25 protein-coding genes are annotated in these 26,719 nt (G+C 61.4%); 12 read left to right on the forward strand and 13 right to left on the reverse strand.

Features of this window, described 5'->3' with window-relative positions:
* Positions 1-5: 5 nt before the first annotated feature.
* The 5 genes from pqqC (at position 6) to EXN22_RS25340 (ending at position 4,542) form a co-directional block, all read left to right on the forward strand.
* Positions 6-761: a pyrroloquinoline-quinone synthase PqqC gene (gene pqqC / locus EXN22_RS25320; protein WP_130266590.1), complete on the forward strand. Its 756-nt coding sequence runs from the start codon at positions 6-8 to the stop codon at positions 759-761.
* Positions 758-1,033 carry a pyrroloquinoline quinone biosynthesis peptide chaperone PqqD gene (gene pqqD / locus EXN22_RS25325; RefSeq protein WP_130266591.1) on the forward strand — a complete coding sequence of 92 codons (276 nt, stop codon included), beginning with the start codon at positions 758-760 and terminating at the stop codon, positions 1,031-1,033. The genes pqqC and pqqD overlap by 4 nt, the downstream gene beginning before the upstream one ends.
* On the forward strand, positions 1,005-2,165 hold the full coding sequence (pqqE, locus tag EXN22_RS25330; RefSeq protein WP_130266592.1) for a pyrroloquinoline quinone biosynthesis protein PqqE: 1,161 nt from the start codon (positions 1,005-1,007) through the stop codon (positions 2,163-2,165). Before pqqD ends, pqqE begins: the two co-directional genes overlap by 29 nt.
* The gene (locus EXN22_RS25335) at positions 2,131-3,975 is read left to right on the forward strand and encodes a S9 family peptidase (RefSeq protein WP_130266593.1); all 1,845 of its coding nucleotides are present in this window, start codon (positions 2,131-2,133) and stop codon (positions 3,973-3,975) included. The genes pqqE and EXN22_RS25335 overlap by 35 nt, the downstream gene beginning before the upstream one ends.
* A 69-nt stretch (positions 3,976-4,044) precedes the next feature.
* A complete protein-coding gene (locus EXN22_RS25340) occupies positions 4,045-4,542 on the forward strand; it encodes an RNA polymerase sigma factor (RefSeq protein WP_233281670.1) in 498 nt (165 codons plus the stop codon).
* Here the strand turns inward: EXN22_RS25340 and EXN22_RS26465 are convergent.
* A complete protein-coding gene (locus EXN22_RS26465; RefSeq protein ID WP_233281753.1) occupies positions 4,533-4,736 on the reverse strand; it encodes a hypothetical protein in 204 nt (67 codons plus the stop codon). The two genes, EXN22_RS25340 and EXN22_RS26465, sit on opposite strands and share 10 nt — an antisense overlap.
* Here EXN22_RS26465 and EXN22_RS25345 point away from each other — a divergent pair.
* Both EXN22_RS25345 and EXN22_RS25350 read left to right on the forward strand, forming a co-directional pair.
* A complete protein-coding gene (locus EXN22_RS25345) occupies positions 4,641-5,474 on the forward strand; it encodes a FecR family protein (protein ID WP_233281749.1) in 834 nt (277 codons plus the stop codon). The genes EXN22_RS26465 and EXN22_RS25345 overlap by 96 nt on opposite strands.
* 75 nt (positions 5,475-5,549) lie before the next feature.
* A complete protein-coding gene (locus EXN22_RS25350) occupies positions 5,550-7,961 on the forward strand; it encodes a TonB-dependent siderophore receptor (RefSeq protein WP_130266596.1) in 2,412 nt (803 codons plus the stop codon).
* A 6-nt stretch (positions 7,962-7,967) separates the two neighbouring features.
* Here the strand turns inward: EXN22_RS25350 and EXN22_RS25355 are convergent, their stop codons facing one another.
* The 3 genes from EXN22_RS25355 to EXN22_RS25365 form a co-directional block, all read right to left on the reverse strand.
* Positions 7,968-8,126 (reverse strand): YqaE/Pmp3 family membrane protein, encoded by a 159-nt coding sequence (locus EXN22_RS25355; protein ID WP_041022294.1) that lies wholly within the window; start codon positions 8,124-8,126, stop codon positions 7,968-7,970.
* Between the two features lie 153 nt (positions 8,127-8,279).
* Positions 8,280-9,560, reverse strand: coding sequence for an aspartate aminotransferase family protein (locus EXN22_RS25360; protein ID WP_130266597.1), 1,281 nt, complete (start codon positions 9,558-9,560; stop codon positions 8,280-8,282).
* The gene (locus EXN22_RS25365) at positions 9,557-10,255 is read right to left on the reverse strand and encodes an MOSC domain-containing protein (protein ID WP_130266598.1); all 699 of its coding nucleotides are present in this window, start codon (positions 10,253-10,255) and stop codon (positions 9,557-9,559) included. Before EXN22_RS25365 ends, EXN22_RS25360 begins: the two co-directional genes overlap by 4 nt.
* Before the next feature lie 102 nt (positions 10,256-10,357).
* Here EXN22_RS25365 and EXN22_RS25370 point away from each other — a divergent pair, with 102 nt between their 5' ends.
* Positions 10,358-11,281 (forward strand): LysR family transcriptional regulator, encoded by a 924-nt coding sequence (locus EXN22_RS25370; RefSeq protein WP_130266599.1) that lies wholly within the window; start codon positions 10,358-10,360, stop codon positions 11,279-11,281.
* A gap of 229 nt (positions 11,282-11,510) precedes the next feature.
* On the opposite strand, the gene EXN22_RS25375 is transcribed toward EXN22_RS25370, so the two are convergent.
* The 9 genes from EXN22_RS25375 to bioB form a co-directional block, all read right to left on the reverse strand.
* Entirely contained in the window at positions 11,511-13,289 is a 1,779-nt protein-coding gene (locus EXN22_RS25375) for an acyl-CoA dehydrogenase C-terminal domain-containing protein (protein ID WP_130266600.1), read from the reverse strand.
* A gap of 122 nt (positions 13,290-13,411) precedes the next feature.
* Positions 13,412-14,695, reverse strand: a complete 1,284-nt coding sequence (locus EXN22_RS25380) for a GGDEF domain-containing protein (protein WP_130266601.1) — start codon at positions 14,693-14,695, stop codon at positions 13,412-13,414.
* A 283-nt stretch (positions 14,696-14,978) separates the two neighbouring features.
* On the reverse strand, positions 14,979-16,784 hold the full coding sequence (locus EXN22_RS25385; protein ID WP_130266602.1) for a phenylacyl-CoA dehydrogenase: 1,806 nt from the start codon (positions 16,782-16,784) through the stop codon (positions 14,979-14,981).
* 268 nt (positions 16,785-17,052) lie between these two features.
* The gene (locus EXN22_RS25390) at positions 17,053-17,349 is read right to left on the reverse strand and encodes a pyrroloquinoline quinone biosynthesis protein PqqE (protein ID WP_130266603.1); all 297 of its coding nucleotides are present in this window, start codon (positions 17,347-17,349) and stop codon (positions 17,053-17,055) included.
* A 107-nt stretch (positions 17,350-17,456) separates the two neighbouring features.
* Positions 17,457-18,137, reverse strand: coding sequence for a dethiobiotin synthase (gene bioD, locus EXN22_RS25395; RefSeq protein WP_130266604.1), 681 nt, complete (start codon positions 18,135-18,137; stop codon positions 17,457-17,459).
* A gap of 1 nt (position 18,138) precedes the next feature.
* Complete coding sequence (gene bioC / locus EXN22_RS25400; RefSeq protein ID WP_130266605.1) at positions 18,139-18,963, reverse strand: malonyl-ACP O-methyltransferase BioC; 825 nt, start codon at positions 18,961-18,963, stop codon at positions 18,139-18,141.
* Positions 18,956-19,687 (reverse strand): alpha/beta fold hydrolase, encoded by a 732-nt coding sequence (locus EXN22_RS25405; RefSeq protein WP_130266606.1) that lies wholly within the window; start codon positions 19,685-19,687, stop codon positions 18,956-18,958. The genes bioC and EXN22_RS25405 overlap by 8 nt, the downstream gene beginning before the upstream one ends.
* Positions 19,680-20,852: an 8-amino-7-oxononanoate synthase gene (gene bioF / locus EXN22_RS25410; RefSeq protein WP_130266607.1), complete on the reverse strand. Its 1,173-nt coding sequence runs from the start codon at positions 20,850-20,852 to the stop codon at positions 19,680-19,682. The genes EXN22_RS25405 and bioF overlap by 8 nt, the downstream gene beginning before the upstream one ends.
* A 7-nt stretch (positions 20,853-20,859) precedes the next feature.
* Complete coding sequence (gene bioB, locus EXN22_RS25415; protein ID WP_130266608.1) at positions 20,860-21,918, reverse strand: biotin synthase BioB; 1,059 nt, start codon at positions 21,916-21,918, stop codon at positions 20,860-20,862.
* Positions 21,919-22,007: 89 nt separating this feature from the next.
* Here bioB and EXN22_RS25420 point away from each other — a divergent pair, with 89 nt between their 5' ends.
* The 4 genes from EXN22_RS25420 to EXN22_RS25435 all read left to right on the forward strand — a co-directional run bounded on the left by EXN22_RS25420 (position 22,008) and on the right by EXN22_RS25435 (position 26,694).
* The gene (locus EXN22_RS25420) at positions 22,008-22,745 is read left to right on the forward strand and encodes a ComF family protein (RefSeq protein ID WP_130266609.1); all 738 of its coding nucleotides are present in this window, start codon (positions 22,008-22,010) and stop codon (positions 22,743-22,745) included.
* A gap of 58 nt (positions 22,746-22,803) precedes the next feature.
* On the forward strand, positions 22,804-23,568 hold the full coding sequence (locus tag EXN22_RS25425) for a TOBE domain-containing protein (protein WP_130266610.1): 765 nt from the start codon (positions 22,804-22,806) through the stop codon (positions 23,566-23,568).
* Positions 23,569-23,631: 63 nt separating this feature from the next.
* The gene (locus tag EXN22_RS25430; protein WP_130266611.1) at positions 23,632-25,533 is read left to right on the forward strand and encodes a PhoX family protein; all 1,902 of its coding nucleotides are present in this window, start codon (positions 23,632-23,634) and stop codon (positions 25,531-25,533) included.
* Positions 25,534-25,719: 186 nt separating this feature from the next.
* Positions 25,720-26,694, forward strand: a complete 975-nt coding sequence (locus EXN22_RS25435; protein ID WP_130266612.1) for a serine/threonine protein kinase — start codon at positions 25,720-25,722, stop codon at positions 26,692-26,694.
* Positions 26,695-26,719: the final 25 nt, after the last annotated feature.

The raw sequence follows: 26,719 nt of genomic DNA on the forward strand, positions 1-26,719 counted from the left end.
CCGCCATGAGCGCTGCCAAACCGCTGTCCCCCGTCGAGTTCGAACAGGCCCTGCGTGCCAAGGGCGCCTACTACCACATCCATCACCCCTACCACGTGGCGATGTATGAAGGTCGCGCCAGCCGCGAGCAGATCCAGGGCTGGGTCGCCAACCGTTTCTACTACCAGGTCAACATCCCGATGAAGGACGCGGCGATCCTGGCCAACTGCCCGGACCGCGAAATCCGTCGCGAGTGGATTCAGCGCCTGCTCGACCATGATGGCGCCCCCGGTGAAGACGGCGGCATCGAAGCCTGGCTGCGCCTGGGCCAGGCCGTCGGCCTGGACCCGGATCAGTTGCGCTCCCAGGAATTGGTGCTGCCAGGCGTGCGCTTTGCCGTGGATGCCTATGTCAACTTCGCCCGCCGCGCCAGCTGGCAGGAAGCGGCCAGCAGTTCGCTGACCGAATTGTTCGCCCCGCAGATCCACCAGTCGCGGCTGGACAGTTGGCCACAGCACTATCCGTGGATCGATCCTGCGGGCTACGAGTACTTCCGCACCCGTTTGGGCCAGGCGCGGCGTGACGTCGAGCATGGCCTGGCGATCACCCTGCAGCACTACACTACAGTTGAAGGCCAGCAACGCATGCTGGAGATCCTGCAGTTCAAGCTGGACATTCTCTGGAGCATGCTCGACGCCATGAGCATGGCCTACGAACTGAACCGCCCGCCGTATCACAGTGTCACCTGCGAAAGGGTCTGGCACAAAGGAATCGCCTTATGAGTTTTGATCGCGCACAAGTCCCGACATGGCGCCCGGGTTATCGTTTCCAGTACGAGCCGGCACAAAAAGGCCATGTGCTGCTGTATCCGGAAGGGATGATCAAGCTCAACGAAAGCGCCGCGCTGATCGGCGGGCTGATCAACGGCCAGCGCGACGTCGCCGCGATCATTGCCGAGCTGGACCAGCAGTTCCCCGGTGTACCCGAGCTCGGTAGTGACATCGAGCAGTTCATGGAGGTCGCCCGTGCCGAACACTGGATCAGCCTTGCCTGAGCTGCCGGCAAAGCCCGAAGTCGGCCTGCCGCTGTGGCTGCTCGCCGAGCTGACCTACCGTTGCCCGCTGCAATGCCCGTACTGCTCCAACCCCCTGGACTTCGCCGCCCAGGGGCAGGAGCTAAGTACCGAGCAATGGTTCAAGGTCATGGCCGAGGCGCGGGAAATGGGCGCCGCACAGCTGGGGTTTTCCGGCGGTGAGCCGCTGGTGCGCCAGGACCTCGCCGAATTGATCGGCGAAGGTCGGCGCCTAGGCTATTACACCAACCTGATCACCTCCGGCATCGGCCTGACCGAGCAGAAGATCGCCGCCTTCAAGGAAGCCGGGTTGGACCATATCCAGATCAGCTTCCAGGCCAGCGACGAGCAGGTGAATAACCTGCTGGCCGGCTCGAAAAAGGCCTTCGCGCAGAAGCTGGAAATGGCCCGGGCGGTCAAGGACCACGGCTACCCGATGGTGCTGAATTTCGTCACTCATCGGCACAACATCGACAAGATCGACCGCATCATCGAGCTGTGCGTGGCCCTGGAAGCCGACTTCGTCGAACTGGCCACCTGTCAGTTCTATGGTTGGGCGCACCTTAACCGTGTCGGCCTGCTGCCGACCCGTGCCCAGCTCGAACGCGCCGAACGCATCACCAATGAATACCGGGCCAAGCTGCAGGCCGCCGGGAGCCCGTGCAAGCTGATTTTCGTCACCCCGGACTACTACGAAGAGCGCCCCAAAGCCTGCATGAATGGCTGGGGCAGCGTGTTCCTCACCGTTACCCCAGACGGCACCGCCCTGCCCTGCCACGGTGCCCGGCAGTTACCGGTGCAGTTCCCCAATGTGCGCGAGCACAGCATGCAGCACATCTGGTACGACTCGTTCGGCTTCAACCGCTTCCGCGGCTATGACTGGATGCCCGAACCGTGCCGATCCTGTGACGAGAAAGAAAAGGACTTCGGCGGCTGCCGCTGCCAGGCCTTCATGCTCACCGGCGATGCCAGCAATGCCGACCCGGTGTGCGCCAAGTCGGCCGACCACGGCATGATCCTCAAGGCCCGCGAAGACGCCGAGCATGCCCATCAGACCATCGACGAGCTGACCTTCCGTAATGAGCGAAACTCCCGTGTCATTGTCCGCGGCTGAGCGTTTCAGCGCTGAACAGGCGGTCGCCGCCGGTACCGATTTTGCCGAACTTCGGGTGGCGGCCCAGGGGCTGTTCTGGAACGAGTTCCGCCCCAGCGACGGCGCCTGCCGGATCTGGCACTGGCGCGCAGGCCAGGCCCGTTGCCTGACGCCCAATGGCTTCAGCGTACGCAGCCGGGTTTACGAATACGGCGGCGGCAGCTTCTGCCTGAGCGACGATGGCCTGGTGTTCGTCAACGAGGCAGACCAGCAGCTCTATGCCCAGGACCTTGATGGCGGATTGCCGCAGTTGTTATCCACAGGCCAGTGCCGTTTCGGCGATCTGCGCTGGGCCAACGGCCAGGTGCTGGCCGTGGAGGAAAGCCATGGCCCCGGAGCAGTCCAGCATCGCCTGGTCGCCATCGCCAAGGGCTTGCGTGAAGTACTGGCCGAAGGCGCCGACTTTTACGCCTCGCCCACCGTGAGCGCCGACGGCACACGCCTGGCCTGGATTGAGTGGAGCCGCCCCGATCAGCCGTGGACGGCGACCCGGCTGCTTTATCGCCAACGCCAGGAAGATGGCCAGTGGGGTGAACCGCAGTGTGTTGCCGGCAGCGACGGCCCCCAGCAATCGCTGCAGCAGCCTCGTTTTGATGGGCAAGGGCGGCTGTACTGTTTGTCTGACCGCAATGGTTTCTGGCAACCCTGGGGGGAAACGGCAACAGGCTGGAACCCCTTGCCTGCCGCCGCTGCCGACCATGCCGGAGCCCCCTGGCAATTGGCCGCCAGCACCTGGCTGCCACTGGATCGGCACAGCTATCTGGCCAGCTGGTTCGACAACGGCTTCAGCCGCCTGGGCGTTTGTCTGGCTGATGGCTCGGTAGAGGACTATAGCGGCGACTACAGCCGATTCCGTTGCCTCGACCTGGACGAGCAGCACATCTATGCCATTGCCTCCTCGGCCATTTGTTCACCGGCGGTGATCACCATCAATCGCCACACCCATGCGGTACAGATACTGGCGGGCGGAGCCCTGCCGTTGCCCGCCGAACGCATCAGCCGCCCGCAAGCCCTGTGCTACCCCAGTGGCGACGGCATCGCCCATGGCTTCTTCTACCCGCCCATGAACGATGACGCGCAGCCCCCGCTGCTGGTGTTCATTCATGGCGGCCCGACCTCGGCCTGCTTTCCGGTGCTCGACCCGCGCATCCAGTACTGGACCCAGCGCGGCTTTGCCGTCGCCGATCTCAATTACCGCGGCAGCAGCGGCTATGGCCGTGACTATCGTCAGGCCCTGCACCTGCGCTGGGGCGAGGTTGACGTCGAAGATGCCTGTGCCGTGGTTGCGCACCTGGCCGAACGCAAGCTGATCGACCCGCAGCGGGCGTTCATCCGCGGCGGCAGCGCAGGCGGCTATACCACCCTTTGCGCCCTGGCCTTTCACGCTGTATTCCGTGCCGGCGCCAGCCTCTATGGTGTCAGTGACCCGCAGGCGCTGGCCCGAGCCACGCACAAGTTTGAAGGGGATTACCTCGACTGGCTGATTGGCGACCCCGTGGCCGATGCCGAGCGTTACCAGCAACGCACCCCTCTGCTGCATGCCGCAAACATCAAGGTGCCGGTGATCTTCTTTCAGGGGGAACTGGATGCAGTGGTGGTACCTGAGCAGACCCGTTCGATGCTTGACGCGTTGAAGGCCAACGGTGTTCGCGCCGAAGGGCATTTCTACCCTTCAGAGCGTCACGGTTTTCGTACTGCAAGCAACTTGGCGCATGCACTGGAAGCGGAATGGAAGTTCTACAGCACCACGCTGGCAAGCGATCACACTTGATATCGAGAATCATTATTTATACAGTCGCGCCTTCGCGCTACTACCGATGGCCCTCTGTGCATGTCGAACATGACCTCCAAGGAACTGGAAGCGGCCTTCAAGGCGCACTCGGGAGAGTTGCGCCAATTTCTGCGACGCAAGTTGCAGAATCCCGAGGCTGCCGCCGATCTTGCTCAGGAAGCCTACGCTCGCCTGCTGCGCCAACCGCCAGCGAAACCGGTCAGCAATCTGCGTGCATTCATCTTTCGCATCGGTCGTAACCTGGCCATCGATCATGTCCGTAGTCGTGATACCCGCGAACACCTGGACCAGGGCCTGGAATATCTCTACGAAGTTACCGGAGACAGCCCTGAACTGTTCAACCAAGTGGCAGCCCAACAGGACCTGCAAGCACTGGCCCAGGGCATTGAGCAACTGCCGCCTCTGGCCCGGCTGATTTTTACCCTCGCCCGGCTTGAAGGACTGCCTCACAAAGATATTGCCCTCCAACTCGATATCTCGCTCAGTAGCGTTGAGAAACATCTGGCCGCTGCGCTGGACTTTTTACGCCGAAAGCTTCAGCGTTGAATCCCATGCACGATACCCACAACCGACAACAGGCCCTTGAGCACACCGCACACACTTGGGTGGTGCGCCTGACATCCGGCAGCGCCACCAGTGAAGACATTGCTGCTGCACGGCGGTGGTGTGAAACGCACCCAGATCATCAAGCGGCTTTTGTCCAGGCCAGAGCACTCTGGCATCTCAGTGGTCAGATACATGCTCAACAACCCGCTCGGCGCACACGCCCAGTGTTCTGGGCCAGTGCCGCTGCCCTGATAGTAGGCATTGCCGTGCTGCTTGTACGGGTCAATGCCTGGGACGCCGATTACCGTACAGATACAGGCGAACAAAAGCGTATTGTCCTGGCCGACGGTTCGCGGGTACTGCTCGATTCCGCCTCGGCGATAGATGTCAGTTTCAGCGGCCAACAGCGTACTGTCGTGCTACGCAAGGGCGAAGCACTGTTCGAAGTGGCCCATGATCCCGACAAGCCCTTCGTGGTCAATGCCGACCAAACTAGCGCTACGGCTCTGGGTACGGTCTATGCCGTCTCTCGGGGCTCCGATCAGGTCCGGGTCATCGTGAGCCAGGGGCGAGTCGCCGTTCGCGGCCCACTCAACGAAGTACGGTTGCAAGCTAACCAGCAGGTGATCTGGCAGGCGCCGCAACTGAGCGCAGTCCAGGCGGTAGATACCAACAGCGCCCTGGCCTGGCGCGACGGCCGCCTGGTTTTCAAGCTGACGCCGCTTCCAGAAGTCATTGCCCAGATTCAACGCTATCGCCCAGGGCTGGTAGTGATTGCCGACGATCACCTGCGCAGCCTCAAAGTCAGCGGCACCTTCTATCTCGACAAGCTCGACGAGGGCCTGCAAAGTCTGGAAAAAGCTTTTCCGCTCACCATCAGCCGCTATACCGATCATTTCCTGTTGGTTTCAGCGCGTCCGGCGAACAACTGAATTTACGGGTCCGCCAGGGTCATACGTCATCCCCTTGATAACGATTTGCTTTCTTATTAATCAGGGGGAGAGAACATGCATCGACGCATCAAAGGTTACTCCAGGAGCGCACTCGGGCTTCTGAGCCTGCTACCACTTCTGGCCACGGCAGAGCCGATCGACTTCAACATCCGACCGCAAAGCATGAACTCGGCATTGGCCGAGTTGGCCGAGCAAAGCGGCCTGCAGGTGATCTACAACGGCGAACTGGTGGATGGCAAATTCGCACCGGCCGTACAAGGCCGTCAGGAGCCGACGACCGCCCTGCAGAATCTGTTGCGCGGCAGCGGCCTGGGTTGGCAGACCACTGGCAGCAGCAGTGTGATCATCGAACAATTGCCAGAGCTGAGCGATGCGCTGGAGCTTGGGGCAACCACCATCAACAGCCAGTCTCATCGTGATGACGCCTACAGTCCCATCGACGGCTACATTGCCCAACGTACCTCTACCGGCACAAAAACCGACACACCGATGCTGGAAAACCCGCAAGCAATCTCGGTGGTAACCCGCGAGCGCATGGAAGATCTTGGTGCCCAGAAACTTGACCAAGCCCTGCGCTACACCGCTGGTGTGCGTACCGATTCCGGTGGTTCGGACAATGCTGCCGACAATCCCTTCCTGCGGGGCTATGCAATTTCTTTGACCTACCGCGATGGCCTGCGCCTGCGGCCGGTAGGATTCTTCGGCATTTTCGGCGAAGAAGTCTACGGACTGGAGCGCATCGAAGTACTCAAAGGGCCGACCTCGGTGCTTTACGGCCAGAGCGCGCCGGGGGGAACGATCAACTCGATCTCCAAGCGCCCGACCGACTACCAGCGTGGCGAGATCGCACTGGTCACCGGTAGTGGCAATCGCAAGCAGGCTCAGTTCGATACCAGCGGCCCTGTCAATGACGACGGCAGTCTGCTTTACCGATTTGTCGCCCTGGGACGCGAGGCCGATGGCAACTTCGATCACACCGATGACGACCGGGTCTACATTGCTCCCAGCATGACCTGGCGGCCCGACGATCAGACTCAACTGACCCTGCTCTTCAGCTACCAGAAGAACAAAGCCCTGGCTTCAACCAACATTCCCTGGGCTGCAGTCAACGGTAATAGTCCCTATGGTAGGGTGCCCATGCACCGCTTTCTCGGCGAACCGGGCTTCGATCATGAAGAGGTCGAAACCTGGTCTCTGGGCTACGAGTTCTCGCACCAGTTCGATGACACCTGGGGCTTTCGTCAGAACGTGCGATACAGCGATTTTGACAACCAGGAAAACTACCTGGCCCGGGTCAGCGGCTTGGTCAATGGTGATGACGGCAGCATCAACACCAGCATCCGACGCGACTATCAACTGCGACATGCCTACGGTGATCTGCTGGCACTGGACAACCAGTTGCAAGCGAACTTCGGTACTGGGCCGATTGAACACACCGCTCTTTTCGGCGTCGATTACAGCTGGAGTAACTCGATCCGCAATGAACGCTGGGGAGCTGGGCCAAAGCTGAATGTATTCGACCCGGTCTACGGGCGACCGGTGGACACTTCGGCATATCGGGATTGGGTTAATGCCCAGCAGCGCAGTGTACAAACCGGCTTCTACGTACAGGACCAACTCAAATACGGTAATTGGGTAATGACCCTGGGCGGCCGTCAGGATGAAGCCTCCAGCCGCAGCAAGGATCGCTGGACCGGTAACGAGGATAGCGATCAGGACTGGTCGGCATTCACTGGTCGGGCCGGTTTGGTGTACCTGTTCGACAACGGCTTTGCGCCTTACGTCAGCTATTCGGAATCATTCAACCCCGTTTCGGGCACGACGTCACCGGCGCGCGGTAGCAAGCCGATGGATCCGGAGACCGGCAAGCAGTACGAAATCGGCATTCGCTATCAGCCACCCGGCAGTGAAACGCAGATCACCCTGTCGTTGTACGACCTGCTCAAACAGAATGCACTGACAACAGATCCGGACAACTGGTCCTACAGCGTGCAGACCGGCGAGACCCGCTCAAAAGGTATCGAACTTGAAGCCTTCACCACTATCGCCAATGACCTGAAGTTGACCGCCTCCTATTCCTACAGCGACGTCAAAGTCACCAAGGACAATGACGGCAACGAAGGCAATCGCCTGTACAAGGTGCCCGCACAATTGGCCAGCGCCTGGCTGGACTACAGTGTGCCATTCGACCCACTGCAAGGTCTGAGCATCGGTTTCGGCGCACGCTACACCGGCTACACCTATGGCGATGCGGCGAACACCTTCAAGGTACCTGCCTACACCTTGCTCGATGCTGCTGTACGTTATGACCTGGGCAAACTCGACCCTAAGCTCAAAGGCACGCGTATCAGCGTCAACGCCAGCAATATCAGCGACCGCTACTACGTCGCCTCCTGTTTCTTCGCTCTGGCATGCAACATGGGCGAAGGGCGCAAGGTGGTGGCGGAGCTAAGTTACCGCTGGTGAGGTAGATCAACGCTTGGCGATGATGTACACCGCATGCACGATACCGGGGATATAGCCCAGCAACGTCAGCAGGATGTTCAGCCAGAAGGCGCCGCCGAAGCCAACCTGCAGGAACACGCCGAGCGGCGGCAAGAGAATGGCGATGATGATGCGGATCAGGTCCATGAGGCAGTTCCTTTGGATGATGTACTAGAACTGACTCCAGTGCGCCACCGGGGTTCCACAGGCAAAAAAACGCCCCAAGCCAAAAACAACAGGCCCGGGGCGATGCGCAGGAACGCGAGACGGTTCGGAAAATTCGTTACAGCGCTTTGCTGATCAGGCCGTGGCCTCGCGCCGCTGGCTTTGCTGGGCGGCATGGACGCGGGCGAAGGCCCGGGCAAGGCGCAGGAGCATTTCGTCGATGTTGCCCTTGCTCACCGTCAAGGCCGGGGAAAAGCGCAGTACGTCGGCTTGCGGGGCATTGAGTAGCAAGCCTTCGTGCAAGGCGGCCCGGACCAGGTCGTTGGCGATGTCGTCGCTCAGTTGCAAGGCCCAGAGCAAACCCTGACCACGCACTTCAAGCTGGGCATAACGACCGGCCAGGCGACTGAGGCCATCACGCAGATGCCGCCCCGAATCCTGTACGTGCTCAAAGAAGCCCGGTTCCAGCACGGTCTGCAGCACCGCCAAGCCCGCCGCACTCATCAGCGCGTTGCCATGATGGCTGCCTTCGAGCTCGCCAACTTCGGCGCAGCAGGCAGAGCCTCGGGCCAGCAAGGCGGCCAGCGGCACACCGCCTCCCAGCCCCTTGCCGAGGGTGAGGATGTCAGCGCGCACGCCATACAACTGCTCGGCCAGCAGGGCGCCACAACGGCCGACGCCGGTCTGTACCTCATCGAGAATCAGCAGAATTCCCAGCTCGCGGCACAGACGCTCGACCCCCTTGAGGTATGCCTGGGTCGCGGGAATCACCCCGGCTTCACCCTGGATCGGCTCTAGCATGATTGCCACCGTGCGCGAGTCGACCGCTGCGTGCAATGCTTCAAGGTCGTTGAATGGCACTTTGCTGAAACCAGGCAAACCCGGCTCGCAGCGGTTGCACGACGACGGGTCGGAGGCCGACAACGCGCCCAGGCTGCGACCATGGCAACTCTGGCTGGCAGTGATGATGTGGTAGGCGCCGTTGCGGTGCAGATGGCCCCATTTGCGCGCCAGCTTGATAGCCCCTTCGCAGGCTTCGGCACCGCTGTTGAGCAGGTAGGCTTGGTCGCTGCCAGTGCTTTCACACAGGCGATTGACCAGGTTCAACAGGCCACGGTTATGAAAGCCCGCCCCCGGATTGATCAGCGCCTGAGCCTGGCTGCCCAGGGCTTTGACCAACACACTGGGGCTGTGACCGAGGCTGTTGACTGCACAGCCCTGGGTGAAATCCAGGTAAGCATGGCCTTCGCTGTCCCACAGCCATGAGCCCTGGCCACGCACGAACACTTGCGGTGCGCGTTCGATCGCTGGCATCAGACATTCACGCGACAACTCTGCTGCAGCTTGCGGCACAACCGCAGCAACTTTGCGCTCGGCCACGGCGGGTGCCGGGCGGCGCAGGTTGAACAGGTTCATGCGCGCAGCCCCTCGAGCGGCAAGCCCAGCAGGCGCGCGCTCCAGTCTTCGACCTGACCGGTACGCAGACGCTTGATCGCGATATCGCGCCAGCGAGACGAGAGGGCCGGACAATCCACCAGCTTTTTCAAACCTGCATGCTCCAGAGGTTCACGGTAAAAAGTGCGCAACGCCCAGGCCACGGTCAGGCCAGGGTAACTGCGTTGAATCAGTTCAAAAGGATCATCGGCGCTGACAAAACCAGGTTTGAGCACCCGGTAGAACCACCCGCAGCGGCCACTGTCTTGCGCTTGTTGCGGCAAGTTCAGCAAACCCCAGCGATGGCTCAGGCGATAACACGGCGAACGCGGCTGGCTGATCTGCAACAGCGCCCCACCCCAGCGGAACATATCGCCCAGGCATACCAGGTGCTCGTCCAGGCCGCGAGTCGAAAGGTTCTCGCCAAACCCCGGGGCACACCAGTCGAGCTGTGGATAACGTTGCCGCCACCAGGCGTAGTGCTCTGCCGGGTAGTGATGTAAAGCTCGCTCTGGGCCGGTATGAAAGCGCGGGTCGCCGTGTTCGTCGCTACCCAGCCCCTGTGGCCATAGCCACAACCGTCTTGCAACCTCCTGCTTATCGATATCAGTCAACAAGCCATGCCCGAGGTTTTTTGCCTTGCCTATGTAAACGCCATCCACATACACGGTGTTCATCGCGCCTTCTGGCCCTGTAAACCTTGTGAATACGGGATAGACTAGGCTTCTTGGAGGCTAACGGCCATTTGGTTTTTCCAGCACTTTTGATAAGTATTACTTATGGATTTTCGCCAACTGCGTTATTTCGTCGCGGTGTATGAAGAAGGCCATGTCGGTCGTGCTGCCGAGCGCCTGTCACTGTCGCAACCGGCCCTCTCGCAGCAGATCCGCCAACTCGAGCAGAACCTCGATGTGAGCCTGTTCGAGCGTGGCAACAAGCGCCTGCTGCCGACCCTGGCTGCGCACACCCTGTACAACCACGCCCTGCCCTTGCTCGATGGCCTGCAGCGGGCCCGCGAGGCCCTGCGCAACTTCAAGGGTCAGTCGTTGCGCACCCTGGCCATCGGCGTGCTGCAGACCGTGCGCCCGAGCCTGGTTCCGCAATTGCTCGATCGGGTGCGCAAAGCACAGCCGCATCTGGTGGTACAAATTTATGAGCTGTCGGGCCTGGAAATCGAGCGGCGCCTGCTCAATGGCAGCCTGGACATCGGCATCAGCTACCTGCCGCCACGCCAACCTGGGCTGCACGGGCTGATGCTGTACGAAGACGAACTGCAACTGGTCATTCCCAACACCCACCCCTTGCGTGAGTTCAAGAAAGTCTCACTCAAGCAGGCGGCGGAACTGCCCATGCTATTGCTGGGCGAAGAGTTCCAGGTGCGGCAGATCTGGCAGTCACAGCTGGCCAACCTGGGACGGCGGCCACAGGTACAGGCAGAAATGAACAATATGGGCGGGATTCTCGACAGCCTGGCGCATACCTCGCTGGCCACCGTACTGCCGGGGCGCGCCAAGGAAGTGGTCGAGGATGACCAGGAACTGCTGTGGAAGCCGTTGAGCGAACCACGGGTGCCGCTGAAGATCGGCCTGGTGTTTCGCGATGCACAGCGCCAACAAGCCTCGGTGGAGCTGCTGCGCAACCTGCTCGAAGAGGAAGCTGACCCGCGCCAGATCGGAGTATCACCACTGGATGTGCTGGGCTGAGGTTAAATCGCAGGCAAAAGAAAACCCCGCCGAAGCGGGGCTTTGCAGACTGTTTCCCTGACATCCTTTTCGCCCCACCATCCTGGCAGGAATCCTTCGTGTCCGTGTTCTGTACTTTGCGCTTCCTGCGCTACGTCCATGTGAGAAGATTAACTGTGGATCCAATCTTCCGATAGAGGCGAAAAGTCACCGCGTAATGTAAGAGAATGCTTACAAGCTACTATCACGCTCAAAACTGCGCTGCATCCAGCAGGTACAGTGACTCGCTACCAGCTTTGACCGAGGCGCTCAGCGAGTGGATACGCGGCAGCAAACGGGCGAAATAGAAGCGTGCGGTGCCCAGCTTGCTGGCATAGAAGTCGTCTTCGCCTTGCTTGGCCAGGGCTGTACGGGCCATCAGCGCCCACATGTAGGCATAGGCGGTGTAGCCGAATACCTGCAGGTACTCCACCGACGCCGCGCCGATTTCGTTCGGGTTGTTCTTGACCCGATCCAGAACCCAAGCGGTCAGGTCGTCGAGGTTGTCCAGGGCAGCGTTCAGTGGTTTGACGAATTCGGCCAGGTTGCTGTCGGCACTGGCGGTGAAATGGCGAATTTCGTCAGCAAACAGCTTGTACAGCGCGCCGCCGCTACCCACTACCTTGCGCCCCATCAGGTCGAGGGCCTGAATGCCATTGGTGCCTTCGTAGATCTGGGTAATGCGCACATCGCGCACCAGTTGCTCCTGGCCCCACTCGCGGATGTAACCGTGGCCGCCAAACACCTGCTGGCCATGGACCGTCGATTCCAGGCCCAAATCAGTGAGGAATGCCTTGGCTACCGGCGTCAGCAAGGCCACCAGGTCTTCGCCGCGTTTACGCGTCTCGGCGTCTTCGCTGAACTTGGCGGTATCAAGCTGCATCGCCACGTAGGTGGAGAAGGCACGACCACCCTCATTGAGGGCTTTCATGGTCAGCAGCATGCGCCGTACATCGGGGTGAACAATGATCGGGTCGGCGACTTTGTCCTTGGCTTGCGGGCCGGTCGGCGCGCGGCTCTGCAGACGGTCACGGGCATATTCGACGGCGTTCTGGTAAGAGCGTTCGGCCGAAGCCAGGCCTTGAATGCCTACACCCAAGCGCTCGTAGTTCATCATGGTGAACATCGCCGCCAGGCCCTTGTTCGGCTCACCGACCAGATAGCCGATCGCTTCGTCGAAGTTCATCACGCAGGTGGCAGAGGCCTGGATGCCCATCTTGTGCTCGATCGAACCGCAATTGGCCGGGTTGCGTGCGCCCAGGCTGCCATCGGCATTGACCAGGAACTTCGGCACCAGGAACAGGGAAATGCCTTTCGGCCCGGCAGGCGCGTCAGGCAGCTTGGCCAGTACCAGGTGGATAATGTTTTCGGTGAGGTCGTGTTCGCCGCCGGTAATGAAGATCTTGGTACCGCTGACCTTGTAGCTGCCATCAGCCTGTGGCTCGGCCTTGGTGCGGATGATGCCCAGGTCAGTGCCGGCGTGAGGTTCGGTCAGGCACATGGAGCCAGCCCAGATACCGGCATACATGTTCGGCAGGTACTGCTCCTTGAGCTCGTCACTGGCGTGGGCGTTGATCGACAGGCACGCACCAGCAGTCAGCATCGGGTAAAGGCCAAACGCCAGGCTGGAAGAGTTGACCATTTCCTCGACCTGGGCCGAGATGACCTTGGGCATGCCCATGCCGCCGTAGGCCGAATCGCCACCTACGCCAACCCAGCCGCCTTCGGCATAGGTCTGGTAGGCCTCGATAAAGCCGACCGGGGTGCTGACTGCGCCATTGTCCCAACGACAACCTTCTTCATCGCCGCTGCGGCTCAGGGGCGCGATGCTCTTGCTGGTGACCTTGCCGGCTTCTTCAAGCACTGCCAGAGCGGTCTCTTGGTCCACTACCTCGGCCAGGCCCGGCAACTGCGCCCAGAGTTTGGAAACCTCGAAGACTTCGTTGAGGACGAAGCGCATATCGCGCAGGGGCGCTTTATAGTCAGCCATGGCAACCTCTCATACTAGAGTCGGGAGCAGCCTGCACGGCCGCATCACTGTTATGGAACCAGTGTACCCGAACAACTTTTGCGAGACATAGGGTCATCTAGCGACTATATAGTTTATTTTGGTCACGCCATGCGTACCGCACCACGTTTGGCCTGAACCCCGAAAGCCACAACACAGTTACGTCCGGCACCTTTGGCACTGTACAGGGCCTGGTCAGCGGACTTGAGCACCTCGTCGGGCGAACGATGATCGGCAAGGCGCTCGCTGACGCCGATACTGATGGTCACCGACACACTGGACGCCGCCGGCAAGCCACGGCGTTGCCGACCTTGCTGGTCATCCTGGGGACGGTTGTCCTGGTTGCGCAACTGGATGTTGTAGTTGGCAATGACCTCACGCACCGCTTCCAGATGCGGCATGCACTCTTCGATGCTCTTGCCGGCAAACACCACCGCGAATTCCTCACCGCCATAGCGATAGGCGCGACCGCCACCGGTAACCTTCGACAGTTTGCTGGCCACCAGGCGCAGCACCTGGTCGCCCACGTCATGGCCATGGGTGTCGTTGAACTTCTTGAAGTGGTCAACATCAGTCATCGCCAGTACGTAATTACGCCCCAGCCGTTGCATGCGCTCGTTGAGCGCGCGACGCCCGGGCAAGCCGGTCAGCTCATCACGAAAGGCCATCTGATAGGCCTCGTGGGAGACCGCAGCAGCAATCATCAGCATCACCTGGCTGCACATGATGTTCAGGGTGAAGGGCAGGATGAACGTCTTGGGCAGCATCCAGAAGATCCCGACCAGGCCGATCAACTGCGCCGCGTGCAAAGGCCGTGGCTGACGCAGGTACTGCACCACCAGCAAGATGAAGGCGCAGAGGAAAACCGGGTAGGCGAGCTGGATCAGGCTCATCCACTGGCCGTGCAACGACGGCCAGCGAATTTCCGCCAGCCAGCCCAACAGGGCCTGTGGGAAACTCTGCTCCAGGCCCAGGGCGACACTGCCCACCGCCAGCAACACGGCAAAGCGCGCGACCATATCCTGGAACAGGTGAGTACGCTCCTGCCAGGCGCCGTACAAGGCAAACATCAGCGGCAACAGCAGGCAAACCAGGTGGAACACCACCGCCGCGTCTTCACGCACGCGGCCATTGTCACGGTAGAAGTCAGTCTGGGTATCGAGCAGAAAGTAGGCAATGTAAACCGTAAGCATCAGAAACAGCTCACGCTGGCGGCGGTACACGGCGCAGTAAGCGCCACCCAGCAACAAAACCAAGGTAGGCAGGACATTGAACAGCGACGTGAAGAAGACACTCAGGTCTCTCACATAAGCGGCCGCGAGCCCTGATACCAGCAAGCAGGCTGATGGCAGGAAATGGCTCAGGCGTACAGCGGATAAACGAAACAAGGGTAATCTCCGACCCGGCAGATCAATAATGGCATTGTGCCTTAGTGTATCGGCAGCGCACGTGAATAGATGAACTCACTTGGTCGGAACAGTGGACTGGGTGGGAGCGGGCTTGCCCCGCGATGCGATATGGCTGACAGAAAGCTATCGCGCGGGGCAAGCCCGCTCCCACAAAGATCGCGCAAGCTTTTTAGATTTTCATCAAGACAGTTGCTCCCACAGAAGCAAAAGCAAAAAAAACGCCTGCCGGTAAGGGCAGGCGTTTTTTGTTACAACCTTTGAATCAGTACGAGAGACCGAAGTGCTCTTCGTTCATGTCCATCAGGTTGCTGGCGCCCGACAGCATAGTTGCTACGTGAGTGCGGGTGCGTGGCAGGATACGCTGGAAGTAGAAACGCGCAGTCTGCAGCTTGGCGGTGTAGAAGGCTTCTTCAGTGGTACCGGCAGCCAGTTTCTCGGCAGCCAGGCGTGCCATGTCGGCCCAGAAGTAAGCCAGGCAGGCGTAGCCGGAGTACATCAGGTAGTCCACCGAAGCGGCACCGACTTCTTCGCGGTCTTTCATCGCGGCCATACCGACCTTCATGGTCAGCTCGCCCCACTCTTTGTTCAGTTGGGCCAATGGCGCGACGAACTCGCTGATCGCTTCGTTGCCCTCGTTACCCTGGCAGAACTTGTGCACGATCTTGGTGAAGCCCTTGAGCGCTTCGCCCTGGGTCATCAGCACTTTGCGGCCGAGCAGGTCCAGTGCCTGGATGCCGGTGGTGCCTTCGTACAGCATCGAGATACGGCTGTCGCGAACGTTCTGCTCCATGCCCCACTCAGCGATAAAGCCATGGCCGCCATAGATCTGCACGCCGTGGTTGGCCGCTTCGAAGCCGACTTCGGTCATGAACGCCTTGGCGATCGGCGTCATGAAGGCCAACAGTGCGTCAGCTTTCTTCTTCTCTTCTTCGTCCTGGCTGTACTTGACGATATCCACCTGCTGGGCAGTGAAGTAGACCATCGCGCGGTTGCCTTCGGCGAAGGCCTTCATGGTCAGCAGCATGCGACGTACGTCCGGGTGGACGATGATCGGATCAGCGGCTTTGTCCGGTGCTTTGGGGCCTGTCAGCGAGCGCATTTGCAGGCGGTCGCGAGCGTATTTCAGGCCGCCCTGGAACGCCACTTCAGCGTGGGCCAAGCCTTGCAGCGCGGTACCCAGGCGAGCAGTGTTCATGAAGGTGAACATGCAGTTCAGGCCTTTGTTGGCCGGGCCGATCAGGTAGCCGGTGGCGGCGTCGAAGTTCATCACGCAGGTGGCGTTGCCGTGGATGCCCATCTTGTGTTCGATAGAGCCACAGGACACGGCATTACGCTCACCAACAGTGCCTTCGGCAGTCGGCATGAACTTCGGTACGATGAACAGCGAAATACCTTTGGTGCCGGCAGGCGCATCAGGCAGGCGGGCCAGAACGATGTGGACGATGTTGTCGGCCATGTCGTGCTCACCGGCCGAGATGAAGATCTTGGTGCCGGTAACTTTGTAGGAACCATCGGCCTGAGGTTCGGCCTTGGTACGCAGCATGCCCAGGTCGGTACCACAGTGTGGTTCGGTCAGGCACATGGTGCCGGTCCACTCACCGGATACCAGCTTGGTCAGGTAAGTCTCTTGCTGCTCGGCGGTGCCGTGCTCGGAGATGGTGTTCATCGCGCCGTGGGACAGGCCAGGGTACATACCCCAGGACCAGTTCGACTCGCCGACCATTTCGCTGACCGCCAGGCCCAGCGACTCAGGCAGGCCCTGACCACCGTGCTCGACGTCATGCGCCAGGCTCGGCCAGCCGCCTTCGACGAACTGCTTGTAGGCTTCCTTGAAGCCGCTCGGGGTTTTCACGCCCGACTCACTCCAGGTGCAGCCTTCCAGGTCGCCGACACGGTTCAGCGGGGCCAGTACCTGTTCACAAAACTTGGCGCCTTCCTCGAGGATGGCATCAACCATGTCCGGGGTGGCGTCCTGGCAAGCCGGCAGGCTCTGATAATGCGCTTCGTAGCCGAGCAGCTCGTCACGAACGAAGCGAATATCACGCAAGGGGGCTTTGTAATCAGGCATAGCGATGAACCTCTGCTGATGAATCCTGGATAGGGAGACCGCGATACACCGACCAGCTCTAGGCGGCTTTCGGTCAAACAGTTGTTTGAAACATACGTTTACGCCGAAAACTTGTCAAGCATCAAGCAGAGGGCAGTTCGGCCATGCCAGACTGCGTGATTGCCCTGGCAAAAAGCCCGGCGAACGCGCAGAAAAACGCCCGACCACACGGCCAAGGCGCTGATACATAAAGACTAGTTGAAGACTCGCAGAGGGCGAGCCGAAGGGTTCAGGCGTAGGTATCGATCAGTGTGCCGAGCATTTCGTCCGCTGCTTTGGCCACTTTGACACCCAGTTCAACCTGATGTTTGCCCAGCGCCATCTCGACGCTGCTGGTGGCAAGGTCCATCTGCTGGCTGCGATCGACCGCGCGCAGGCGCTCGGCCTGATAGTCGCTGGACTGGCTGGTGGCGGCACGCTCGACGGTGGTATTGGCGATCTGGCTGGCGGCCTGATCGACGCGGGTCTGCCCGGCCTGGATGGCGCCGAGCCCTGCGTAGAATACTGAGTTGCCCGAGATTTCCATGTCGAAGCTCCATGACGCTGAAGGCGAACAGCCCCTATTGAAGCAGACTTGTCAGCAAAAGGCCCGTTGAAAACACTAATGGCAAAGTGCCGCATGATAGACAAGCGTCAGTCCAGCAGGTCCAGTTGCAGGTACTCAGCCACGGCGTCGGCACTTACCCCCTTGAGTTTGGGCACCCGACCCAGGCACGGCGCCGGCAAACGCTCGGCGAGACTGGCAAGGTTTTCCTCCAGACGCGAGGTACGCGGGTCGATGATGTTGGCCACCCAGCCGGCCAGTTGCAGGCCGTCGCGGGCGATGGCTTCGGCAGTAAGCAAGGCGTGATTGATGCAACCCAGGCGTACACCGACCACCAGAATCACCGGCAGCTTCAAGGCAACAGCCAGCTCTGACAGATTAGCCTCGTCGGACAGTGGCACGCGCCAGCCTCCCGCACCTTCAATCAGAGTGAAATCAGCGCCTTTGGCCAGCACCTCGCGCATTGGCACCAACAAGGACTGCACGCTCAAAGTGACACCGGCTTCACGCGCAGCCAGGTGTGGGGCAATGGCCGGTGCGAAGGCGAAAGGATTGATCTGCTCGTAAGGCAGCTTGAGCGAACTTTCGTCGATCAGCGCCAAGGCATCGGCGTTGCGCAGGCCTTTGCTACTGGCTTCGCACCCCGAAGCCACCGGTTTGGCACCCAGGGTGCTCAAGCCGGCCTGACGCGCTGCATGCAGCAAGCCGGCGGCGATAGTGGTCTTGCCGACATCGGTGTCGGTCCCGGCAATGAAATAGGCCTGGCTCATCTCACGTCCCTTCTACCAGCGGCTTTTGCAGTACACCGTAGACCACCTGGTAGGTTGCCGGTAGTCCATGAGGCTGACGGAAGCGCTCATAGGCCTGCAACAGCCCCTGCATTCGCGCCCGTCCGGTCAGGCCAGCGGGGCGCCCGGGGTTGAGGTTATGGGCACCGAGGGCCTTGAGTTCGTGGGTCAGGCTGCGCACGTCCGGGTAATACAGCACATGGGGGCGGGCCTCGAGGCTCAGCACTTGCAGCTCACTCTCGGTGCACAGGCGCTGATAGTCTTCCAGGCGCCGGAAGCGGTTGACGTGCACCAGGCCATCGACCGCCTGCCAGCTTTCGCGCAGCTCATGCAGGGTGCCGACACATAAACTGGCGAAGGCCAGAACGCCGCCCGGTTGCAAGGCGCGCAGGGCTTGCGCGAGCACCGCGCGAAAGTCACCACACCATTGCACCGCCAGGCTGGTGAAGATCAGCTCGACACTGGCATCGCGCAAGGGCAAGCGCTCGGCATCGCCAACAACATGGTAGTGCGCCCCACCCTGCTCCCGGGCGTGCTGGAGCATGCCTTGGGCAATATCCACGGCAATCCCGGCAGCCTGAGGAAAACGCCGATTCAGGGCGCGGCTGAAATAGCCGGTGCCGCTACCCAGGTCCAGCCAGCGTTGTGGCGCCAATGCATCCGGCAATTGCTCAAGCAACGCACGGCCTACCGCTCGCTGCAGCTCGGCCACGCTGTCGTAACTGGCAGCGGCGCGCGAGAACGACGCTGCGACCTGGCGTTTATCGGGCAAGGCGCCGGGCAGGCCCGGCTGGGAAAGATCAGTCATCACCACTCTCATGTATAAAGGCCTTGATTGCTGCCGCCAACTCATGAGGTGATTCCATCACAAAACCATGAGCACTCTCTTCGAGCAGCCCGACCTCCACGTCAGGCAGTATTTCCAGCAACTCGGCAGCAACCTCGACCGGCACCAGGCCGTCTCGCTCGGCAAACAGATGCAACTGCGGGCCGCCATAGGCCTGCATTGCTGTGCGGGTATCGAGTTGGCCAAGCACGTCCAGCCCGGCCACCAGTACTTCGGGGGCAACCACGGGCATGCAGGCGCTGAGCAACCGAGCCAGGCTACGTGGCTCTTGCGCCCCCTGGCTGCACAGCGAAACGAAGCGCTTGAGGGTGACCTGGGTGTGATAGCGGCACCCTTCGAGGAAGGTCTGGAAGGTATCCATCGCCATGCCGTGCGGCCAATCCGGGCGGCTGACAAAGCTCAGGTTGCTACCCAGGGTAATCACGCCATGGCAGTCATCGCTGCGGCGCGCGGCCAGTTCGGCAGCGAGCATGCCACCCAGCGACCAGCCACCCAGCCAGGCATTACGCGGCAGTTGCCGATCGAGCTTGTCGAGCCAGTCTTCGGGGCTGCTCGACGCCAGGCTGGGCAAGGCCTGGATCTCGACCCGCAAACCGGGGTCGATGGCCCGCAGGCTGGCAACCAAGGGTTGCAAGGCGGAACTGCCCAGCCCCCAGCCCGGCAACAGGATCAGATGGTTACGCATCAGCAGGCTCCAGCAACGGATAACAGTCAGCCAATGCATTCAACAATAGCTGCACCTGCGCCGGGCTGTGCGCCGCACTCAGGGTCACGCGCAAGCGGGCGCTACCGGTGGGTACCGTTGGCGGGCGGATCGCGGTCACCAGCAGACCACGCTCGCGCAGCATCTGCGACAGGCGCAAGGCGCGCGCGCTGTCGCCGATCAGGATCGGCTGGATCGGCGTAAAACTGTCCATCAGTTGCAGGCCGATCTGCTCGGCGCCACGGCGAAACTGCTCAATCAACGCCGCCAGGTGCTCACGCCGCCAGTGTTCGCTGCGCAGCAATTCCAGGCTGCGCAGGGTGGCGCAGGCCAGGGCAGGTGGCTGGCTGGTGGTATAGATGTAGGGGCGAGCGAACTGGATCAGGCATTCGATCAGCTCTTCGCTGCCGGCGACAAACGCCCCCGCAGTGCCACAGGCCTTGCCCAGGGTGCCAATCAGCACCGGCACTTGCGCAAGGCTCAGGCCGAAGTGCTCGACGATGCCACCACCATTGCGCCCCAGGGTGCCTAGGCCATGGGCATCGTCGACCATCAGCCAGGCGTCGCGGGCATTGGCCTCTGCGGCCAGGGCAGGTAAATCGGCCAGATCGCCGTCCATGCTGAATACACCATCAGTCACCACCAGGGTGTTACCGACAGCCTTGTCCAGGCGGTTGGCCAGGCTCTGGGCATCGTTATGCAGGTAGCGGTTGAAACGTGCGCCGCTAAGCAGCCCGGCATCAAGCAGCGAGGCGTGATTGAGCCGGTCCTGCAGCACCGTATCGCCCTGCCCGACCAGTGCGGTCAAGGCACCGAGGTTGGCCATGTAACCGGTGGTAAACAGCAGCGCTCGAGGCCGTCCGGTGAGTTCGGCCAGGGCTTCTTCCACCGCGTGATGGGGGCTGCTATGACCGATCACCAGGTGCGAAGCACCGCCACCGACACCCCAGCGCTCGGCACCAGCGCGCCAGGCGGCGATTACTTCAGGATGATTGGCCAGGCCCAGGTAATCATTGCTGCAGAATGCCAGCAACGGCTGGCCATCGACCACCACTTCAGGGCCCTGCGGGCTTTGCAGCAACGGGCGCTGGCGGTACAGGTCAGCGGCGCGACGCTGCTCAAGCCGCGCGCGAAGATCAAAAGCCATACGCGCCTCAGGCCGAGGCGGCGTTGTAGAACAGCTCGCTGCTCTTCTGTTCGACCAGGGCCTGCTCGATAGCCGCCTGATGGACTTCATCGGCGTGCTCTTCGCGGGCTTCGGGCTGAATCCCCAAGCGTGCAAACAATTGCATGTCCTTGTCGGCTTGCGGGTTGGCGGTGGTCAGCAGTTTCTCGCCATAGAAGATCGAGTTGGCGCCGGCGAAGAACGCCAGGGCCTGCATCTGCTCGTTCATCGCTTCGCGGCCGGCAGACAGCCTTACATGGGACATGGGCATGAGGATGCGGGCGACGGCGAGCATACGGATAAAGTCGAAGGGGTCTACTTCCTCGGCGTTCTCCAGCGGCGTGCCGGCGACCTTCACCAACATGTTGATCGGCACCGACTCCGGGTGCTCCGGCAAGTTGGCCAGCTGGATCAGCAACCCTGCGCGGTCGTCCAGCGACTCGCCCATGCCGAGGATGCCGCCCGAGCAGATCTTCATCCCGGCATCGCGCACATAGGCCAGGGTCTGCAGGCGCTCGCTGTAGGTGCGAGTGGTGATGATGCTGCCGTAGAACTCCGGCGAAGTGTCGAGGTTGTGGTTGTAGTAGTCCAGCCCGGCCTCGGCCAGCGCCTGGGTTTGCTCAAGGTCGAGCTTGCCAAGGGTCATGCAGGTCTCCAGGCCCATGGCCTTGACCCCTTTGACCATCTGCAGCACGTAAGGCATGTCCTTGGCCGACGGGTGTTTCCAGGCGGCGCCCATGCAGAAGCGGGTCGAACCGATGGCCTTGGCACGAGCAGCCTCTTCGAGGACCTTCTGCACTTCCATCAGTTTTTGTTTCTCCAGCCCGGTGTTGTAGTGGCCGGACTGCGGACAATATTTGCAATCTTCCGGGCAGGCGCCGGTCTTGATCGACAGCAGCGTCGAGACTTGCACGCGGTTAGGGTCGAAATGCGCGCGGTGCACGGTTTGCGCCTGGAACAGCAAGTCATTGAACGGTTGCTGGAACAGGGCTTTGACCTCGGCCAGGGACCAGTCGTGACGTGTTGTTGCAGTTATGCTGGCGCTCATCAGAGGTTCCTTGTTTAGGCTTGTACAAGCGCCGGCACAGCAAACCCCGCCAGCGCATCACGGATAGCTCGCATAGTTAAGGAAGGCTAATGCACTGTCAACCACAAGTAAAATTCAAGGTTTACAACTGGCTATTTAATAACCATAAATGTTTGCTTTGCAATGAAGCAGCCGAGCAACCCTACCCATTGTGTGTCGCCTGTGAGAGCGAACTGCCCTGGCTGGATGACCATTGCCAGGTCTGTGCCCTGCCACTGCCCATGCACGGCCTGGTGTGCGGCCAGTGCAGCCGGCGCCCGCCGGCCTTCTATCGGGTCGAGGCGCCTTGGTACTACGGTTTTCCGGTCGATGCCCTGGTGACCCGCTTCAAGCACAACAGCCAGTGGCCGCTGGGCCGCCTGTTGGCGCAGTTGCTCGGGCGCTGGCTGCTACACCGTTATGACGAAGGGCTACCGCGCCCGGCCTTGTTGCTCCCCGTTCCGCTTTCACGGCGACGTTTGCGCCAGCGTGGCTATAACCAGGCAGGCATGCTCGGTTACTGGCTGGCGCAACAGCTAGGTATAAGTTGCCGGGAGCAAGTGCTCACCCGCACCCTCGATACCCCGGCCCAGCAAGGCCTCAAGGCACTGGCCCGCAAACGAAACCTGCGCCAGGCCTTCGCCATCCACGACAGTAGCCTGATTGCCGGGCGCCATGTGGCACTGGTAGATGACGTGCTGACCACTGGCGCCACTGCCCATGCCTTGGCCAGCCTGCTGCGCAAGGCAGGCGCCCAGCGGGTCGATGTCTACTGCCTGGCACGTACTGCCAAGCCCGGCAGTGCTTGACTTGGCGTCAGGGTGCGGGCACTTTCGGCTTGCCCCCTTCAGATGCCCGTTAGCGCTTATGTCTCTGCCTGCCCTGCTCACCCAGCACATCGTCCGCCGCCCGCAGCGGATTGCCTTGCTGCAACATATTGCCGAACAAGGTTCGATCACCCGTGCGGCCAAAAGCGCCGGCATGAGCTACAAAGCAGCCTGGGATGCCATCGACGAACTCAACAACCTGGCCGCCAGCCCGCTGGTGGAACGCAGTGTTGGCGGTCGTGGCGGCGGCGGGGCAAAACTGTCTGCCGAAGGCCAGCGGGTGCTGCGCCTTTATCAACGCTTGCAAGCGCTGCAGGCACAGATCCTCGAGGCCGCTGAAGACGCCAGCGATCTCGACCTGCTGGGCCGCCTGATGCTACGCACCAGCGCACGCAACCAATTGCATGGGCGCGTCAGCACGATCGAAGCTCAAGGCCGCTATGACCGCATCAGCCTGAACCTCGCTGGCGACCTGCGCATCGATGCCCAGATTACCCATGACAGCACCGGGCGCCTGGAACTGAGCGTCGGGACCGCTGTGGTGGCGCTGATCAAGGCGGGCTGGCTTGAGTTGCTGGGGCTCGATCAACAGCCAGCCGAGGGCTTTAACTGCTTGCCGGTGAGAGTCGATAGCCTGATCGAAGACGCCGAAGGCCCCACCGAAGTACGCCTGACGCTGGCCAGTGGGCAAACCCTGTGCGCCTTCGCTGAAGCACTCTGGCTGAAGGACCACCACGTCGTTGTAGGCAGTGACCTGCAAGTACAATTCCAGCCGTCCTACGTGCTTCTCGGAACTCCGCTGTAAAACTGCCACAAAACCGTCATGCGCCCTGACTAAGGTGACTGCCAAACCTGCAGGAAGCCTGTCATGCACCTATTAGAAGAACACCAGCCAACCGACCTCGAACACCTGACCAGCCTCAGCCGCCGCCGCTTTATTGGCGCCGGCGCCCTGTGCGGCGCGGCGCTGTTTCTGGGCGGCAACCTGCTCAGCCGCAGCGTCCTGGCAGCCAGCGTCAGTGCTGGCAACAGCAGCCTGCTGGGCTTTGCCAGCATCCCTGCCGCCAGCGCCGACAGCATCAGCCTGCCACCGGGCTACAAGGCCTCGGTGTTGATCAGTTGGGGCCAGCCGCTGCATGCCGACGCCCCAGCCTTCGACCCCTCCGGCAACGGGACCGCACAGGCCCAGGAACTGCAGTTCGGAGACCACAACGACGGCATGAGTCTGTTCCCCTTCCCCGGCGACGACCAGCGCGCGCTGATGGCGATCAACAACGAGTACACCAACTATCGCTACCTGTTCAGCCATGGCGGTAAACCGGCCTCGGCTGAAGAGGTACACAAGGCTCAGGCCGCCGAGGGAGTATCGGTGATCGAAGTGCAGCGCGCTGATGGCCAGTGGCACTTCGTCCAGAAGTCGAGCTACAACCGGCGTATCCATGGCAACACCCCCATCAGCCTGAGCGGCCCGGCCGCCGGCGATGCCCTGCTAAGGACTGCAGCCGATAACAGCGGACGCAAGGCACTCGGCACCTTCCAGAACTGCGCCAACGGAAAAACGCCATGGGGCACTTACCTGACCTGCGAAGAGAACTTCACCGATTGCTTTGGCAGCAGCGACCCGGCCCAGGCCTTTGATGCCGCGCAGAAGCGCTACGGCGCCTCGGTCACCGGCAAGGAGGTCGACTGGCACCAGCACGACCCGCGCTTTGACCTGGCCAAGAACCCCAACGAATTGAACCGCCATGGCTGGGTGGTGGAGATCGACCCCTTCGACCCGCACTCGACCCCGATCAAGCGCACCGCGCTGGGTCGCTTCAAGCACGAGAATGCCGCCCTGGCCGAAACCCGTGACGGCCGCGCGGTGGTGTACATGGGCGACGACGAACGCGGTGAATTCATCTACAAGTTCATCAGCCGTGATCGCATCGACCACAAGAACAGCAACGCCAACCGCAACCTGCTGGACCACGGCACCTTGTATGTAGCGCGCTTTGACGACGGCGACCAGCACCTCGGTCATCCGCGCGGCAAGGGGCAATGGCTGGAACTGAGCCATGGCAAAAACGGCCTCAACGCCGCCAGCGGCTTTGCCAGCCAGGCCCAGGTGCTGATCCATGCGCGCCTGGCTGCCAGCCACCTCAAGGCCACACGCATGGACCGCCCAGAGTGGATCGTGGTCAACCCCAAGGACAGCCAGGTCTATTGCACCCTGACCAACAACGTCAAACGCGGCGAAGAGGGTCAACCCGTGGGTGGCCCCAACCCACGCTCGAAGAATGTCTACGGGCAGATCCTGCGCTGGCGGGAAGACGCCGATGACCATGGCGCGATGAGCTTCGACTGGGACCTGTTTGTGGTGGCTGGCAATCCATCCGTGCATGCCGGTGACGCCAAGGCGGGGTCTGCCAACATCACCGCACAGAACATGTTCAACAGCCCGGACGGCCTGGGCTTCGATGCCGATGGCCGCTTGTGGATCCTGACTGACGGCGACTACAGCAACAGCGGTGATTTTGCCGGCATGGGCAACAACCAGATGCTCTGCGCCGATCCGGTGAGTGGCGAGATCCGCCGCTTCATGGTCGGACCCGTGGCCTGCGAGATTACCGGGATCGCGTTTGCCCCGGACCAACGGACCTTGTTCGTGGGCATCCAGCATCCGGGCGAGACCGGTGGTTCGACCTTTCCCGAGCACCTGCCCAATGGCAAGCCACGCTCGTCGGTGATGGCGATCACTCGGGAGGATGGCGGGATCGTTGGGGCGTGAGTCCATGGAAAGGCCTCATGGTGGGAGCGGCGGTGCGGCGGCCGACTTGCCCCGCGATGAGGCCAATTCAAGCAATACATTAGGTGCTGACCAGATTACGACCGCTGCGCGCTCAATCGCGGGGCAAGCCCGCTCCACCTCTTGAATGTGCGATACCATGCAAGGAACCGCACAGCAGGAGCAGACATGTCTCACCCCTTTGAAACACTCACCCCCGACCTGGTCCTGGACGCCGTGGAAAGCATCGGCTTTCTCAGCGACGCCCGGGTGCTGGCACTCAACAGCTACGAGAACCGGGTGTATCAAGTGGGCATCGAAGGGGCTGAGCCGCTGATCGCCAAGTTCTACCGCCCGGACCGCTGGAGCGACGCGGCGATCCACGAGGAACACAGCTTCACTGCTGAACTGGCCGAATGCGAAGTGCCGGTGGTGGCGCCACTTATCCACAACGGCAAGACCCTGTTCGAACACAGCGGCTTTCGCTTCACCCTGTTCCCGCGCCGTGGCGGCCGTGCACCGGAGCCGGGCAATCTCGATCAGCTGTATCGTCTCGGACAGTTGCTCGGGCGCCTGCATGGGGTCGGCGCCACTCGCTCGTTCGAGCACCGCGAAGCACTGGCAGTGGATAACTTCGGCCATGCCTCGCTGACCACGCTGCTTGAAGGCAACTTCATCCCCAAAAGCTTGTTGCCGGCCTTCGAGTCGGTGGCCCGCGACCTGCTCAAGCGCGTCGAGGCCATCTACGCCAGCACCCCGCACCAGGTCATCCGCCTGCACGGCGACTGCCACCCGGGCAACATGATGTGCCGCGACGAGGTGTTCCACATCGTCGACCTCGATGACTGCCGCACCGGCCCGGCAGTGCAGGACTTGTGGATGATGCTCGCCGGCGATCGCCACGAGCGCCTGGGCCAGTTGGCCGAGTTGATGGATGGCTACAACGAGTTCCACGATTTCGATCCGCGCGAGCTGGCCTTGATCGAGCCCCTGCGCGCCCTGCGCCTGTTGCACTACAGTGCCTGGCTGGCTCGGCGCTGGGACGACCCGGCGTTCCCGCGCAGCTTCCCCTGGTTTGGCCAGGAGCGTTACTGGGGCGACCAGATCCTCGCCCTGCGCGAGCAGATGGCAGCGCTGGATGAAGAACCGCTGAAATTGTTCTGAAGCGCGCGCGAGTCTGTCTACAATA

The sequence above is a fragment of the Pseudomonas tructae genome, from assembly GCF_004214895.1.
Lineage (GTDB): Bacteria > Pseudomonadota > Gammaproteobacteria > Pseudomonadales > Pseudomonadaceae > Aquipseudomonas > Aquipseudomonas tructae.

Bases quoted from the DNA above. Each gene is read 5' to 3' on its own strand.
- EXN22_RS25385 (WP_130266602.1), bottom strand. From the start codon at position 16,784: ATGCCTGATTACAAAGCCCCCTTGCGTGATATTCGCTTCGTTCGTGAC.
- EXN22_RS26465 (WP_233281753.1), bottom strand. From the start codon at position 4,736: ATGTATCTGACCACTGAGATGCCAGAGTGCTCTGGCCTGGACAAAAGC.
- pqqC (WP_130266590.1), top strand. From the start codon at position 6: ATGAGCGCTGCCAAACCGCTGTCCCCCGTCGAGTTCGAACAGGCCCTG.
- EXN22_RS25340 (WP_233281670.1), top strand. From the start codon at position 4,045: ATGACCTCCAAGGAACTGGAAGCGGCCTTCAAGGCGCACTCGGGAGAG.
- bioB (WP_130266608.1), bottom strand. From the start codon at position 21,918: ATGAGCGCCAGCATAACTGCAACAACACGTCACGACTGGTCCCTGGCC.
- bioD (WP_130266604.1), bottom strand. From the start codon at position 18,137: ATGAGCCAGGCCTATTTCATTGCCGGGACCGACACCGATGTCGGCAAG.
- EXN22_RS25425 (WP_130266610.1), top strand. From the start codon at position 22,804: ATGTCTCTGCCTGCCCTGCTCACCCAGCACATCGTCCGCCGCCCGCAG.
- EXN22_RS25390 (WP_130266603.1), bottom strand. From the start codon at position 17,349: ATGGAAATCTCGGGCAACTCAGTATTCTACGCAGGGCTCGGCGCCATC.
- EXN22_RS25335 (WP_130266593.1), top strand. From the start codon at position 2,131: ATGAGCGAAACTCCCGTGTCATTGTCCGCGGCTGAGCGTTTCAGCGCT.
- EXN22_RS25360 (WP_130266597.1), bottom strand. From the start codon at position 9,560: ATGAACCTGTTCAACCTGCGCCGCCCGGCACCCGCCGTGGCCGAGCGC.
- bioF (WP_130266607.1), bottom strand. From the start codon at position 20,852: ATGGCTTTTGATCTTCGCGCGCGGCTTGAGCAGCGTCGCGCCGCTGAC.
- EXN22_RS25405 (WP_130266606.1), bottom strand. From the start codon at position 19,687: ATGCGTAACCATCTGATCCTGTTGCCGGGCTGGGGGCTGGGCAGTTCC.
- EXN22_RS25435 (WP_130266612.1), top strand. From the start codon at position 25,720: ATGTCTCACCCCTTTGAAACACTCACCCCCGACCTGGTCCTGGACGCC.
- EXN22_RS25420 (WP_130266609.1), top strand. From the start codon at position 22,008: ATGCACTGTCAACCACAAGTAAAATTCAAGGTTTACAACTGGCTATTT.
- EXN22_RS25355 (WP_041022294.1), bottom strand. From the start codon at position 8,126: ATGGACCTGATCCGCATCATCATCGCCATTCTCTTGCCGCCGCTCGGC.
- EXN22_RS25370 (WP_130266599.1), top strand. From the start codon at position 10,358: ATGGATTTTCGCCAACTGCGTTATTTCGTCGCGGTGTATGAAGAAGGC.
- bioC (WP_130266605.1), bottom strand. From the start codon at position 18,963: ATGACTGATCTTTCCCAGCCGGGCCTGCCCGGCGCCTTGCCCGATAAA.
- EXN22_RS25350 (WP_130266596.1), top strand. From the start codon at position 5,550: ATGCATCGACGCATCAAAGGTTACTCCAGGAGCGCACTCGGGCTTCTG.
- pqqD (WP_130266591.1), top strand. From the start codon at position 758: ATGAGTTTTGATCGCGCACAAGTCCCGACATGGCGCCCGGGTTATCGT.
- EXN22_RS25365 (WP_130266598.1), bottom strand. From the start codon at position 10,255: ATGAACACCGTGTATGTGGATGGCGTTTACATAGGCAAGGCAAAAAAC.
- EXN22_RS25430 (WP_130266611.1), top strand. From the start codon at position 23,632: ATGCACCTATTAGAAGAACACCAGCCAACCGACCTCGAACACCTGACC.
- EXN22_RS25375 (WP_130266600.1), bottom strand. From the start codon at position 13,289: ATGGCTGACTATAAAGCGCCCCTGCGCGATATGCGCTTCGTCCTCAAC.